This is a genomic window from Myxococcus xanthus (genome assembly GCF_006402735.1).
Taxonomy (GTDB): Bacteria; Myxococcota; Myxococcia; order Myxococcales; family Myxococcaceae; genus Myxococcus; species Myxococcus xanthus_A.
In genome coordinates this window covers 6,742,586-6,757,267 of record NZ_CP017174.1, presented here as the reverse complement: position 1 = coordinate 6,757,267, position 14,682 = coordinate 6,742,586, and the positions used below count along the sequence as shown (strand labels likewise).

The 14,682-nt window shown below is 68.7% G+C and carries 9 protein-coding genes; 7 read left to right on the top strand and 2 right to left on the bottom strand.

Features of this window, described 5'->3' with window-relative positions:
* Window positions 1-139: 139 nt before the first annotated feature.
* The 4 genes from BHS09_RS27560 to BHS09_RS40090 all read left to right on the top strand — a co-directional run bounded on the left by BHS09_RS27560 (window position 140) and on the right by BHS09_RS40090 (window position 7,277).
* Window positions 140-3,400, top strand: coding sequence for a DEAD/DEAH box helicase (locus BHS09_RS27560; protein WP_418763967.1), 3,261 nt, complete (start codon window positions 140-142; stop codon window positions 3,398-3,400).
* A gap of 145 nt (window positions 3,401-3,545) precedes the next feature.
* Window positions 3,546-5,282 (top strand): DNA repair protein RecN, encoded by a 1,737-nt coding sequence (recN, locus tag BHS09_RS27555; RefSeq protein ID WP_140794454.1) that lies wholly within the window; start codon window positions 3,546-3,548, stop codon window positions 5,280-5,282.
* Window positions 5,283-5,342: 60 nt separating this feature from the next.
* Window positions 5,343-6,140, top strand: a complete 798-nt coding sequence (locus BHS09_RS27550) for a Stp1/IreP family PP2C-type Ser/Thr phosphatase (protein WP_011555314.1) — start codon at window positions 5,343-5,345, stop codon at window positions 6,138-6,140.
* A gap of 219 nt (window positions 6,141-6,359) precedes the next feature.
* Window positions 6,360-7,277 (top strand): M23 family metallopeptidase, encoded by a 918-nt coding sequence (locus BHS09_RS40090; RefSeq protein WP_140794453.1) that lies wholly within the window; start codon window positions 6,360-6,362, stop codon window positions 7,275-7,277.
* Window positions 7,278-7,439: 162 nt separating this feature from the next.
* Here the strand turns inward: BHS09_RS40090 and BHS09_RS27540 are convergent, their stop codons facing one another.
* A complete protein-coding gene (locus BHS09_RS27540) occupies window positions 7,440-8,144 on the bottom strand; it encodes a nucleotidyl cyclase domain-containing protein (RefSeq protein ID WP_140794452.1) in 705 nt (234 codons plus the stop codon).
* A gap of 42 nt (window positions 8,145-8,186) precedes the next feature.
* Entirely contained in the window at window positions 8,187-9,209 is a 1,023-nt protein-coding gene (locus BHS09_RS27535; RefSeq protein ID WP_140799531.1) for a 23S rRNA (cytidine(2498)-2'-O)-methyltransferase RlmM, read from the bottom strand.
* A 350-nt stretch (window positions 9,210-9,559) separates the two neighbouring features.
* On the opposite strand from BHS09_RS27535, the gene secA reads away from it, so the two are divergent.
* From secA to tsf, 3 genes are all read left to right on the top strand, one after another.
* Window positions 9,560-12,382: a preprotein translocase subunit SecA gene (secA, locus tag BHS09_RS27530; protein WP_140794450.1), complete on the top strand. Its 2,823-nt coding sequence runs from the start codon at window positions 9,560-9,562 to the stop codon at window positions 12,380-12,382.
* Window positions 12,383-12,762: 380 nt separating this feature from the next.
* Window positions 12,763-13,740 (top strand): 30S ribosomal protein S2, encoded by a 978-nt coding sequence (gene rpsB, locus BHS09_RS27525; protein ID WP_140794449.1) that lies wholly within the window; start codon window positions 12,763-12,765, stop codon window positions 13,738-13,740.
* Window positions 13,741-13,899: 159 nt separating this feature from the next.
* On the top strand, window positions 13,900-14,553 hold the full coding sequence (tsf, locus tag BHS09_RS27520; protein WP_140794448.1) for a translation elongation factor Ts: 654 nt from the start codon (window positions 13,900-13,902) through the stop codon (window positions 14,551-14,553).
* Window positions 14,554-14,682 lie beyond the last annotated feature (129 nt).

Genomic DNA, 14,682 nt, shown 5'->3' with positions numbered 1-14,682 from the left:
CCATGGCGGGGGTTGATGCTCTCACAGCTTGATGCCAGCGGCGGATTCTGCTGGCGGACGCATTGATTTTTCCCGCGACCGGGAGCCTCGTTGCTGTGGTAGTTCAACGGGTTCCCTGGCGATTTGGAGCCTGGGGCCTGTGCCAGCCGTGCAATCCACCGCCGATATCCGAGAGATCCTCCCGCCTCAGGACACCCAGTGGCTCCGTGCCCTGAAGGCCGAAGTTCAACCCACGACCTTCAAGCAGGGGCGAGAGGTGGCGGAGTCGCGCCGCGTTTTCGGCCTCAATCGTGAAGGGGACCGCATCAGCGCCCAGGTCGCCGGTTCGTCCGGCGAGCGGTATCAGACGGCCCTGCATCTGGGAAACGGCCGAGCCACGTCGACCTGTACCTGCCCGTCGTGGAATGTCGAAGGCCCCCACTGCAAACACGTGGTGGCCGCGGCGCTCATCTACGCCGCGCGCTTCCGTCCGCCCGGTCCGCCCGCGCCTCGCCCGGCCGAGCCCGTCGCCGCCGCTCCCGAGCCGAAGGACGTCGTCGTCGATGACGAGCCTCATGTGGAGCCGGTGCCGTCGAGCGGCGACCCGGTCAGCCTCCCGGCCCTGGCCAAGGTGGAGAGCTGGCTCGGTCTGTCTTCTCAGCCCGACTACGAATTCTTCTACCGCCTCACGGCCGCCAGCACGGGGAACGGCAGCATCCGGCAGTGGATCATCGACGTTCGCCGGCAGGACGCGCAGACGAAGGGGCCCATCCACGTCAAGCGGTTGCTGCAGACGGGGGGCCGCATCTCCCCCGCGGACGAGCGCGTCTTCATGCTGCTGTCGCGCCACGAGCACCGCTATGACTCGCGCCTGGTCCTGTCCGACGAGGAGCTGAGCGAGGCGCTGGAGCTCTTGCGCCACCGCCGCGTCATCTACCGTGGCACGGCGCTCATCGACACCGAGGTGCCGGTGCGGCCCCAGATTCATCTGGAGTCCCGCCCGGACGGCGCCACCGCGCGCATCGAGCTGCTCTTCCCGGACAACGCGAGCTACGCGCTCAAGGACGTCATCCTCCTGTCGGGCCGGCGCACCTGGGTCATCCAGGGCCAGAACCTGCACCCGGTGGAGCCGGACTTCCCGCCGCGGCTGCTGCGCAAGTGGCTGCTCGAGCCCAGCATGTCCTTCCCCACGGGGCAACTGGACCGGGTGCTGACCTTCTTCGCCGCGCACCTGCCGCGCTTCCGCATGGCGCTGAAGGCGGACGACATCGACGTGGACGAGGCCGTGGAGCCTCGCTTCATGCTCATGCTGGAAGGCAACCCCGAGCGCGTGAAGGTTCAGCTGGCCGCCAAGTACGGCCAGACGACGGTGCCGGTGTCCCCCACCGCCACGCACCTGGGCTATGCCAGCGGCGTGGGCGGGGACAGCCGCAAGCTGTACCGGCGTCGCGAGGAGCTGGAGCGCGGCGCAGGGAAGCTGCTGCTGGACCTGGGCCTGCGCTTCGAGCCGCAGGCGCAGGTCTTCGACGCCACGGCTGACACCGCGCTGGAGTTCTGGGCCCGGGGCCTGGCCTCGCTCCCCGAGGACTGGGAGCGCTTTGGCGTGCAGGCCCCCAAGGTGCGCCTGCGTCCCAAGCTCAAGCCGCGCATCCGCGTGGGCATGAGCGGCGTGCAGTGGTTCGACCTGGATGCGGAGTTCGTCACCGACGACCAGGCCGTGGACCTGGGCGCGGTGCGCATGTGGCTGGACTCCGGCCGCCGCTTCGTCCCCCTGAAGGACGGTACCTTCGCGGAGGCGGACCCCGTCGAAATCAAGCGCGTGGCGGACCTGCTCGAGGAAGCCGGCGCGCTGCCGGGCCGCTCGCGCACGCGGCTGCCGCTGCACCAGGCCGTCGCGTTGGACCTGCTGGCGGACCTGGGGGAGTTCACCGAGGTGGAGGCCAAGGCGCGCCAGGCGATGCTGGAGCTGCGCGAGACGGCGGGCGTGCCGAAGGTGGGCGTGCCCGATGGGCTCCAAGCCACGCTGCGCCACTACCAGGAGGCGGGCCTGTCCTGGCTCTGGTTCCTGCGCCGCCACGGCCTGTCCGGCATCCTCGCGGACGACATGGGTCTGGGGAAGACCATCCAGTCGCTCAGCCTGATGCAGAAGGTGGCCAACGACGAGGGGCGCAAGCCGTCGCTCGTGGTGGCGCCCACCAGCGTGCTGGCCAACTGGGAGCGCGAGGCCGAGCGCTTCACGCCGGGCCTCAAGACGATGGTGTGGCACGGTCAGGACCGCAAGGAGCGGGCAGAGGACCTGAAGGGCATGGACCTGGTCCTCACGTCCTACGCGCTGGTCCGCCGTGATTTGGACCAGCTGTCCCAGGTGGGCTTCCGCTACATCATTTTGGACGAGGCGCAGAACATCAAGAACGCGGGCAGCGCCACCGCGCAGGCGTGCAAGGCGCTCCCCAGCGAGACGCGTCTGGCGCTCACCGGTACGCCGCTGGAGAACCGCCTGTCGGAGCTCTGGAGCATCTTCGACTTCCTGATGCCGGGCTTCCTCGGCAGCTCGGATGGCTTCGGGGACCGCTACGAGCAGCCCATCCAGGTGGCCAACGACAGCACCGCGAAGGACCGGCTGCGCCGCCGCATCCAGCCCTTCATCCTGCGTCGCCTGAAGACGGAGGTGGCCAAGGACCTGCCGCCGAAGACGGAGAGCGTCGCCTGGTGCGAGATGGAGCCCGGTCAGGCCGCGCTCTATCGCGAGGTGCTGGATGAGAGCCGCCGCAAGGTGCACGAGAGCATCGAGAAGGTGGGCTTCAAGCGCAGCCGCGTGTCGATTCTGGCCGCGCTGATGCGCCTGCGTCAGGTGTGCTGCGATCCGCGCCTGCTCAAGATGCCGCCCGGCACCCTGATGCCGCCCAGCGCGAAGGTGGAGCGCTTCCTCCAACTGGTGGAAGACCTGGTGGCGGAAGGCCACCGCGCGCTCGTCTTCAGCCAGTTCACGGAGATGCTGGAGCTGCTGAAGCAGGAGGCGGACAAGAAGGGCCTGCGCTACCTCTACCTGGACGGTCGCACCAAGGACCGCATGGGCAAGGTGGACGAGTACAACAACCCGGACGGTCCGCCGCTCTTCTTCATCTCCCTCAAGGCGGGCGGCACCGGCTTGAACCTCACCGCGGCCGACTACGTCATCCACTTCGACCCGTGGTGGAACCCCGCCGTGGAGGACCAGGCCACGGACCGTACGCACCGCATCGGGCAGACGCGCGCCGTCATCAGCTACAAGCTGATCACCCGCGGCACCGTGGAGGAGAAGATCCTCGCCCTCCAGCGCCGCAAGCGGGAGCTGGCCGCTGGCGTGCTCGGCGGGGAAGGTGACGAGCTGGGCCGCACCCTCACGGAGCAGGACATCCAGGAGCTCTTCACGGAAATCTGAGGACTTGCGAGGTTGGGGCCCCAACGAGGCCCCTTCCCCTCCCGCCCGCCATCCGTGCGCTCAACCCGAACGCCTGTGCAGTGTCAGTCGGACCTGCTAGGGTGTTCAGGTACCAGGGCCGTCGTACGGACATTGGAGGGCGCGCGTGCTGCTGGGTCTGCGGATTTCGAACGTGGCGGTGATCGAGGAGGTGGAGGTGGCGTTCGGAGCCGGCCTCACCGTCCTCACGGGTGAGACAGGTGCGGGCAAGTCCATCCTCGTGGATGCACTGGGCCTTTTGCTCGGGGGGCGCGCCGACGCGGATGTCATTCGCGCCGGTTGTGAAGAGGCGTCCGTGGAGGGCGTCTTCGCGCGGACTCCCGCGTTGGAGAGCCGGCTGGAGGAGCTGGGCTTGCCGGACCTGGGGGAAGAGGTGCTGGTGCGCCGGGTGCTGGGACGCACCGGGCGCGGTAAGGCCTACGTCAACGGCTCACTGGTGACAGTGGGCGTGCTGGGCAGGCTCACGCGCGGGGCGGTGGACATCGCCGGTCAGCACGAGCACGTCAGCCTCTTTGATTCGGGCCTGCACCGGGTGCTGCTCGACCGGTACGGCAACCTGGAGGAGGTGTTGGCGGCCTTCTTCCGGGAGTACACCGGCCTGCGCGAGGTGGACGCGCGCATGGAGGCGCTGGGCGGAGACGAGGCGAAGGTGCGCGAGCGCGCCGAGTTCCTGCGCTTCCAACTCGATGAAATCACGCGCCTGGACCCGGAGGCCGGCGAGGACGCGCGGCTGGACGCGGAGCGCAAGCGGCTGGGCGGCGCGGAGAAGCTCAAGCGCCACGCCTCGGAAGCGGAGCTGCTGGTGTCCGGCGAGGAGCAGTCCGCCGTGGAGACGGTGGGCCGCGCGCTGGGGCTGGTGCACGAATCGGTGAAGTGTGACGCCACGCTGGCGCCGGTGGCGCAGGCGCTGAGCACCGCGCTGTCGGAGCTGGAGGAGGCGCAGCGGCGGCTCAACCGGTATGTGGAGGGGCTGGAGTCGGACCCTTCACGGCTGGCAGACGTGGAGGAGCGGCTGGACGCGCTCAAGCGTCTGTGCCGCAAGCACGGCACGCACCTGGATGGCCTGCTGAAGAAGCAGGGCGAAATCGAGGTGGAGCTGGGCACGCTGGAGAACCGGAAGGAAATCCTGGAAGAGCTGGCCGCCGACCGCCGCAAGGTGGAGGAGCGGGCCCGGAAGGCCGCCACGGCGCTGACGCGGGCGCGTACGGCCAGTGCGGTGACGTTCGCCGCGCAGGTGCGCGAGGGCCTGGGGCAGCTGGCCATGGGCAAGGCGGCCTTCGAGGTGCGGGTGACGCCATCGGAGTCGCTGCGCCCGGACGGCGCGGACGACGTGGAGTTCTTCTTCAGCGCGAACCCCGGCGAGCCGCCGCGAGCGCTGGCGAAGGTGGCCTCTGGCGGTGAGGCGAGCCGGCTGCTGCTGGCGCTCAAGAAGGCCCTGGCCGACAGCGACGGGGGTGGGTGCTACATCCTGGACGAAGCGGACGCGGGCGTCAGCGGCGCCATCGCGGACGTGGTGGGGCGGATGATCAAGGACGTGAGCAGTCACCGTCAGGTGCTCTGCATCACCCACCTGCCGCAGGTGGCCGCCTATGCGGATGCACACCTGCTCATCCGCAAGGGCCTCAAGGGCGAGCGCACTGTCTCGGAGGTGGTGGTGCTGGAGGCAGGGGCGGAACGGACCCGGGAGCTGGCACGGATGATGTCGGGTGTCGAGGTGACGCGTGAGGCCCTGGGAGCGGCGGAGGCCCTGGTGCGTTCTGCCAACAGGGCGCTGGGGACCCGGGCCCGCAGGGAGTCTGGACCGGAGGGGAGCCCCCGGGGGCGGCTCCGACGCACCGCGTGAAGTACGCTAGGTGCATCCGTGTCCTTGCCCCATCCTTGGGCCTCACATAGCATCCCGGGTGTGTCCAGCACCGCAGGGCAGACCGCGGCCTCCCGCTTGAAGATAATTTCCGCCGGCCTGACGGATGTCGGGCGCAAACGTAATCACAACGAGGACAGCTTCCTCATTGATGATGAGCTCCAGCTCTACGTCGTGGCCGACGGAATGGGCGGCCATGCGGGCGGCGGCACTGCGTCCCGCATCGCGGTGGAGACCATCGACAAAGAGATGCGCCGGGCGCGGGAAGGCAAGGACAACCCCTTCCTTTCCGTCCCGAACCTCCAGGACTCTCCGATTCCGGAGGCGCTGCGCACCGCCGTGGAGCGGGCCTGCCTGGCCATCTTCACGGCCGCGCAGGAAGATGCGCGGCTGTCCGGCATGGGCACCACCGTCATCTCCCTGGTGGTGCGCGACGAGCACGCCTTCTTCGCCCACGTGGGTGACAGCCGCGCGTACCTCATCCGCGGCGACCTCATCCAGCAGATCTCCGAGGACCACTCGCTGGTCAACGAGCAGATCAAGGCGGGGATGATTACCCCGGAAGAGGCGAAGCACTCCCGCTACAAGAACATCATCACCCGCTCCGTCGGCTTCGAGGAGGAGGTGCAGGTGGACGTCATGGGGCTGGTGTCAGAGCCCGGCGACGTCTTCCTCCTCTGTTCGGACGGCCTCGCGAACATGATGGAGGACCGGGAGATCCACGAAACCGTGGTGAAGGCGCGGACCTTCGAAGAGGTCCCCAAGCGTCTCATCGACTTCGCCAACGAGCGTGGCGGCGACGACAACATCACCGTCATCGTCGTGCGAGTGGAGGCCTGACACACCCAGAGTCTGGACGTGGCCGGCAGACCTCCCTGCGGGTCTGTTGACCTTGACACTCTTGGAATGTGAGTGGTAGCTGCCCCAACGTTTCCAGCCGAGTCGAAATGCCGGTGGGCGACGAAGCGGGAGGGGTAGGCGGCGGGGGGAGGTGTTGCGCGAGAGCAAGCGACTTAGCTTGCTTCGCCAGTAGTCCCACGCAAGCAGGGGAGCTGTCCCGTGGCGAAAAAGTCCTTCACACTGATGGTGATTCCGGACCATGACGCTCCGGTCAAGCGGTACACCATCCAGCGGTCCTTTCTCACCCAGGTGGGGATGGGACTGATGCTCGTGGTGGGACTGGGCGTGGGTGCGAGCGTGCACTACTTCCAGGTGGCCGCGGACGCCTCCGAGAACCGCATCCTTCGCGAAGAGAACCTGACGCTGCGCTCGCAGCTCAAGTCGGTGCGTGAGCGCATCGAGCACATTGGTTCCACGTTGGACCGGGTGGAGCGCTTCGACCAGAAGCTGCGCGCGGTGACGCTGCTGTCCGATCCTCAGCGCAACCTGGCCATGGGCCCGACGGAGCCCGAGGCGGGCACGTCCGCGCCGGCCACCGACACGCAATTCACGCAGCTGACGTCCACGGAGACGCCCAAGGCGCTGATGGGCCGGTTGGACCGGCTGAGCGCGGAGGCCACCCGCCAGGAGCAGAGCCTCCAGGAGTTGCAGGCCTACTTCCAGGACCAGAAGTCGCTGCTGGCCTCCACGCCGTCCATCTGGCCCGCGCGCGGCTGGGTGACGAGCGATTTCGGCTCGCGCCTGGACCCGTACACCGCGGACCGCGTCATGCACGGCGGCATGGACATCGCGGCGCCGCACGGCAAGGAAGTCTTCGCGCCGTCGGACGGCACGGTGGTGTTCGCGGGCCTGGAGGGCGGCTACGGCAACGTGCTCGTCATCGACCATGGCTACGGCATCAAGACGCGCTACGGCCACCTGTCGAAGATGCTGGTGAAGGCCGGCGACAGGGTGAAGCGCGGCATGCACATCGCCGCCGTCGGCAACACCGGCCGCTCCACGGGCCCGCACCTCCACTACGAGGTCCGCGTCAACGGCATCGGGCAGAACCCGCGCAAGTTCATCCTAGAGGAGTAGTCGGCGCGGGTGGATGACGCCTCGGTGGTTCATCGAGGCGCCTCGCTCCGGACGGAAGAGACGCTCTCCCGTGGAAGCCCGAAGGGCTCCGGGAGCGCGCGCATTTGCCGCCCCAGCGGGGACGGCCAGAAGGGCCCGGCGCTCAGGCGCTCCCGCGCAGATTCAGAGCGTCGCGGGGCCTGGGATGGAGCCATCCAGCCGGATGCGCCTGCGCTGAAGTCCCTGCGCGCGGCCGGTACGCTCCATGACGTGGGTTCGCTCCAGCTCCGCCCACAGCAGCGGTCCCAGCACCTGCCAGTGCGAAGGTGCGTCCACTGTCAGCTCCAGCAGGCTCACCGTCCATGAGGGCACGTCCGCGTCGGGCGTTCCCTGGGGCAGCACGCGGCGCACGTCCTGCGCCAGCCGTTCACGCGTGGGGACGGCGAGGTGCTCCTCCACCGTGAGCTGCGACGTCGGCACGAGCAGGGCGGCGAAGGCGTCCGCGTGGATGCGCACCACCTTCGCGCCGGGGTACTGCGCGGAGAGGGACTCCACGGTTGCGCGCAGCACCGCGTCCCCGGTGGGAAAGCCGAAGCGGGCGTTGACGTTGATCATCCCCTGCACGTCCGCGATGACGGCGCCCACGCGCCACCCATCATGATGGCCGTGGGTGGACAAGTCGTACTCCTCCTTGAGGAGGTTGCCCTGGGTGAGCGCTGGCACCTGGAGCGCGCCCGTCTTCGCGTCCGGCTGGCCGCGCCGGGCCTGCTCCGCCTGGACGAGCACCTCCACGGCGGCCTGCACCGGGGCCTGGGGGCTGCGGGTGAGCACCCAGGGATGGAGGGCGATGAGGGCGGTGGCCGTGGCGTCGTCGAGCGGGTAGGGCATTGCGCTCCTTGTGTAGCGCGTCCACCGCCGGGGCGCAGGGCCTCACTTCATCTTGTGCGCGGTGACAGTGACCTCATCCCGGTCATGGTACAGCTGGCGGACGGTGAGCCCCTCCCAGCCGCCCTCCTGGACGAGCGTGTGGCGCACCCGCAGCAGGATGGGGTTCTTGTCCTTCATGGGCAGCTTGATGTTGGCCACCAGGTGCTGCGCCCAGCCGCGGCGGCCCCACTTGGCCAGCAGCTGCGCCACTTCCAGGGGCCGCCACGCCATGTCGCAGAAGAGCCAGTCCGCCGGCTCGTCGGGCGCATAGGCGAAGGCGCTCTCCTGGACGTGCTTCACGCGCGGGTTCCCCGTCAGCTCCGGCATCAGCCGGGCGGGGTCCACCGCCACCACCTTCGCGCCACGGCTCACCAGTCGCTGCGTCCAGCCGCCCGGCGCCGCGCCCAGGTCCACGCACACGTCGCCGCGCCCAGGCTCGAAGGCCAGTCCGTCCAGGGCCTCCTCCAGCTTCATGGCCGCGCGTGACGGCGCATCTCCAGCCCGCCGCATGCGCCTGCGTCCGCCCGCCGCCAGGGACACTGCCTCGCGCGCGTGCACGGCGCCCACCACCGTCACGTCGTCCGGCGCCACGCACAGGGACACCAGCAGCGCCCCCGCCTCGCGCGCCCGTTGGGCGTCCTCGACGCGCCGCCCCGGCGGCAGCCTGGCGGACACGGCGGATTCCAGCGCTTCCGCCACGGGTGCCAGGGCATTGCCACGCGGAGTGTCGGGCGTGAAGGCCTGCACCGCCCAGGGCGCCCGCCCGGGAAGCGCCAGCACGGTCCGAGTCGCGGCTTCAGCGATGGCTTCGGGGCTGGTGGCCGTCAGGGTGGCGGCCACCTGATAGCCCGCGCGAGCGAAGGCGGGCGGAGGGCCGGAGATGGCGTCACTCTCCACCAGGGCTTCGCCCAGCAGGCGGGGCTCGGCGCCGGCCCACTCCAGCTCCTCGAAGAGGTGGGCCTCGAAACCCGCGCGACAGGTCCACAGCCAGCGCCCGGGCCGGGCTGCCAGCGTCCGGGCGGGCATGGCGGGGACCTTTGCCCGGGGAGGGACTTTGGGGGCGGGCGGCGCGGTGTGTGCAGGGGGCCTGCCCCCGGGGGCAGGGCCCTGGCGGTTAGGCGGCGCTCCGGGGCGGCCCGGATGGCGGGAGGGAGGTCGTTGTGAAGGCCTGGAGGGGCCTCGGCGTTGATTTCGTGTGGGGGACATTGCGTGGGCCGGGTTCCGCTTTACTCTGAGCCGCTGCGTGGTGGGCGGCCTGCCGAGTGGAAGTTTCGGCGGACGCACGTGGTTTCCATACGTTTCTCCCTTACACCTCCAGGGATTTCCCTTCACTCGCCGCCGTCCTTCGAGGATTCTCCGGCGAGAGAGCCGACCGAATGATCGAATGGACGCTGAAGAAACTGATTGGGACCAAGAACGAGCGTGAGCTCAAGAAGGCCCACGCGAAGGTCGCCCGGGTCAATGAGCTGGAAACCCGTATGCGGGCCCTCAAGGACGAGGACTTCGTCTCCGAGACGAACCGCATGCGGCAGGAGATCCAGAACGGCCGTTCGCTGGACGACCTGCTCTTCGAGGCCTTTGCCATCACCCGCGAGGCGGCGCGCCGCGTCATCGGCCAGCGTCACTACGACGTGCAGCTCATTGGCGGCATGTTCCTCCACGAGGGTTGCATCGCGGAGATGCGCACCGGTGAAGGCAAGACGCTGACGGCGACGCTGCCCACCTACCTCAACGCTCTGTCCGGCCGGGGCGTACACGTCGTCACGGTGAACGACTACCTGGCCCGCCGCGACGCGGAGTGGATGGGGCGCGTCTACCGCTTCCTGGGCATGACGACGGGCTGCGTGCTGCACGAGTTGAACGACAAGCAGCGGCAGGAGGCGTACCGCTCGGACATCACCTACGGGCAGAACAACGAGTTCGGCTTCGACTACCTGCGCGACAACATGAAGTTCCGCCTGCAGGACTACGTCCAGCGCGAGCTGAACTTCGCCATCGTCGACGAGGTGGACTCCATCCTCATCGACGAGGCCCGCACGCCGCTCATCATCTCCGGCCCCACCGAGGACAGCACCGACAAGTACTACCGGGTGGACCAGGTCATCCCCGGGCTGGTGCCGGACCAGGACTACACCCTGGACGAGAAGCACCGCTCCGTGTCGCTCACGGATGACGGCATCGAGAAGCTCCAGAAGCGGCTGGGCGTGGGCAACCTGTACGACCCGGGCGAAATCGAGATGCTGCACCACGTGGACCAGGCCCTGCGCGCGCACACGCTCTACAAGCGCGACAAGGACTACGTGGTGAAGGACGGCGAGGTCGTCATCGTCGACGAGTTCACCGGCCGCCAGATGCCGGGACGCCGCTGGTCGGACGGCCTTCACCAGGCCATCGAGGCCAAGGAAGGCGTGAAGATCGAGAACGAGAACCAGACGCTCGCGACCGTCTCGTTCCAGAACTACTTCCGCATGTACTCCAAGCTGGCCGGCATGACGGGCACGGCGGACACGGAGGCGGAGGAGTTCGCGAAAATCTACAACCTCGACGTGCGCGTCATCCCCACCAACCGTCCGCCCATCCGCAAGGACCTGCAGGACGTGGTGTACAAGACGGAGCGCGAGAAGTTCGAGGCGGTGGCGGCGGAAATCGAGGAGCTGCACAAGGCGGGGCAGCCGGTGCTCGTGGGCACGGTGTCCATCGCCAAGAGCGAGGTGGTGGCCAGCTTCCTCAAGAAGCGCGGCATCCCGCACAACGTCCTCAACGCCAAGCAGCACCAGCGCGAGGCGGACATCGTCGCGCAGGCCGGCCGCAAGGGCGCCGTCACCATCTCCACCAACATGGCCGGCCGCGGAACGGACATCCTCCTGGGCGGTAACGCGGAGGTCCTGGCCAAGGCGTCCATGGGCCCGCCGCCCGAGCCGCCCACGTCGGCCCCGGAAGGGCAGCCGCTGGACCTGACGGCCTACGAGGCGGAGCTCGCGGCGTGGGAGCAGAAGCTCGCCGACACCAAGACGAAGCTCGAGGAGCAGACGAAGAAGGAGCGCGAGGAGGTCCACAACGCCGGCGGCCTCTTCATCATCGGCACCGAGCGCCACGAGTCGCGCCGCGTGGACAACCAGCTGCGTGGCCGCGCCGGCCGCCAGGGTGACCCGGGTGGCAGCCGCTTCTTCCTGTCGCTCGAGGACGACCTGATGCGCATCTTCGGGTCCGAGCGCATCCAGGGCCTGATGGAGCGGCTGGGCATGGAGGAGGGCGAGGTCATCGAGCACGTGTGGCTGTCACGTGCCATCGAGGGCGCCCAGAAGCGGGTCGAAGGCCACAACTTCGACATCCGCAAGAACCTCCTCGAGTACGACGACGTGATGAACCAGCAGCGCCGCACCATCTACAAGCTGCGGCGCCAGGTGCTGGCCGCGGGCGCGGGCGTGCCGCTGGTCGAGTACGACGAGGATCCGAAGACGCGCATCAAGACGCGCTCCGAGCGGACCGTCAGCTGGGCGGACTTCCGCGAGCTGATTCTGGACTCGATGGAGGACGTCATCGTGTCCCTCACCGACACCTACGCGCCCACCCGCGGCGTGGAGGGTTGGGACATCGCCGCGCTCCAGCAGGGCGTGAAGGAGACCTTCAACCTCGAGATGAACTTCGAGGGCGTGGGCAACCGCGAGGAGCTCCAGGAGCACATCTACAAGGCGGCGGAGAAGGTCTTCCAGGCGCGCGAGGAGGAGTTCGGCGAGAACTTCATGCGCTTCCTCCAGTACAACTACCTGGCCACCATCGACCGGCTCTGGAAGGACCACCTGCTGGCCATGGACCACCTGCGCCAGGGCATCGGCCTGCGCGGCTACGGCCAGAAGGACCCGAAGCAGGAGTACAAGAAGGAGGGCTACCAGGGCTTCATCCAGATGCTCTCCGCCATCAAGGCGCAGTTCGTCACCCAGCTCATGCACGTGCAGCCCCGCTCCGCCTCCAGCGCGGCGGAAGAGGCCGCCCGCATCCAGCGCCAGCTCGCCCAGCAGCAGAAGAAGGCGGTGGAGGGACGCGCCACGGCGGACGGCAAGCTGGATGAGGGCTCGGTGGCCGCGGCGGCGCGTCCGGCGGCAGCCAGCAAGCCGGCGGTGGGCCGCAACGACCCCTGCCCCTGCGGCAGCGGCCGGAAGTACAAGAAGTGCCACGGCGCCTCGGAGGCCAGCGTCTAGGACGCGGGTTGTCTGACAGGCTCACCGTGTAGGACGCCGGCGCGGCGCCACCCCTTGGGGAGGCACCGCGCCGGTGCCATTTCAGCCGGGCGGAAAGCGCCCGCTGGGACGGCTGGAGGGCGGGGGAGCGGCATGTGCCGTCCCTGCCCGGACGGGCGGTGCGGTGAAGCTTGCGCGGCCCGGAGGGGTTCTGTTAAGGACCCCCCGCCCCAAGGTATGGGGTCGGGGGGAAGTCCACCCCAGGCAGTACCCACTACTCACACGTTCGTGCCGGTCGCCGGTGCTTCCGTGGGTGAGGGCCTCTCCTCGGAGAGGGACTCCCCCGTGGTCGTTTCGGCCGGAAGGTTTCTCGAACGTGGCGGAACAACCGGAGAGACGACATGGAAACGCAGGACACGCAGACGCAGCAGCAGGCGATGGCCGCCGCCGGTGGCATCACGATGAGGCAGCTCCTGGAGGCCGGTGTTCACTTCGGCCACCAGACGAAGCGCTGGAACCCGAAGATGAAGCCGTTCATCTTCGGCGCCCGCAACGGCATCTACATCATCGACCTGCAGAAGACGGTCGTGATGGCCCGTTCGGCGTTCCGCTTCGTGGCGGACATCACCGCGCGCGGTGGCTCGGTGCTCTTCGTCGGCACCAAGAAGCAAGCGCAGGACGTGGTCCGCGAGGAGGCCGCGCGCGCCGGTCAGTTCTTCGTCACCAGCCGCTGGCTGGGTGGCACGCTGACCAACTTCAAGACCATCAAGCAGGGCATCGACCGCCTGAAGACGCTGGAGAAGATGGCCGAGGACGGCACCTTCGAGCGCCTGCCCAAGAAGGAAGTCGCCCAGCTCGAGCGTGAGCGCGAGAAGCTGGAGAAGAACCTGGGCGGCGTGAAGGAGATGTCGAAGCTGCCCCGCTGCGTCTTCGTCATCGACCCGAAGAAGGAGCACATCGCCATCCACGAGGCGGGCCGCCTGGGCATCCCGGTCATCGGCCTGGTGGACACCAACTGCGATCCGGACGGCATCGACTTCGTCATCCCCGGCAACGACGACGCCATCCGCTCCATCAAGCTGTTCACCTCCAAGATTGCCGAGTCCTGCCTCGAGGGCGCCGCGCGTTACCGCGCCTCGGGCGCCGCCGAGCGCGACGAGCAGGAGGAGCGTGAGGGCCGTGACGACCGTGGCGACCGCCGCGATGACCGCCGTGGCCCGCGCCGCGGTGACCGCCGCGACGACCGTCGCGACCGGGGTGGTGACCGTGGCGGCGACCGCCGTGGCCCCCTCGTTGAGATGAAGGCCGCGGCCCCTGTCGCGTCCACCGAGCCGGCCGCCGAGGCCGCTGCTCCCGAGGGTGAGGCGGCGGCCGAGTAGCCGTCCCTTCCTCACGTCAGTGCCGAAGCGGCCGGGTGGCGCCTGTTCGGGCCAGCTCCCCGGCCGCCTCTGTTTCCCTGGTGCCGCAGTATCCCCCTTGAACTTGCAATGCTCCGCCCGGCGCAGTGCGCCCTGGAGTGGCGGAGGCAGGAGACGACGATGGCCGAAGTTAGCGCCCAGATGGTGAAGGAGCTCCGCGAGCGGACCAACGCGGGAATGATGGATTGCAAGAAGGCGCTCTCCGAGTCGGGTGGCGACTTCGCCAAGGCCGAGGAGTGGCTGCGCAAGAAGGGCATCGCCAAGGCCGCTGGCAAGGAAGGCCGCGTTGCCTCCGAAGGTGTCATTGGCACCTACGTTCACAGTGGCCGCATCGGCGTCATCGTCGAGGTGAACTGCGAGACGGACTTCGTCGCCCGCAACCCCGACTTCCAGGAGCTGGTGAAGGACGTGGCCATGCAGATTGCCGCGGCCGGCCCCAAGTTCGTCCGTCGTGAGGAGGTCCCCACGGACAACCTGGACAAGGAGAAGGACATCCAGCGCGAGCTCCTCAAGCAGCAGGGCAAGCCTGAGGCGATGCTGGAGAAGATCCTCGTCGGGAAGATGGAGAAGTACTACGAGGGCGTGTGCCTCGTGGACCAGCTCTGGGTGAAGGACGACAAGAAGAAGGTCGGCGAGATGATCTCCGAGCGCGCCGCGAAGATTGGCGAGAAGGTCTCCGTGCGCCGCTTCGTCCGCTACGAGGTGGGTGAGGGCATCGAGAAGAAGAAGGACGACCTCGCCGCCGAAGTCGCCAAGACGCTAGGCCAGGCGTAAGGCCTCCGCGGTCCTCACGGGCCGCGAGCCTGGACGCAGGGCTGACAAGGGCCGCGCGCACCGGAAATGCCCCACACGGGGCGTCCGGGCGACGCGGCCCTCGCTTTTGCGGGTCTGTTTGGCCCCTCC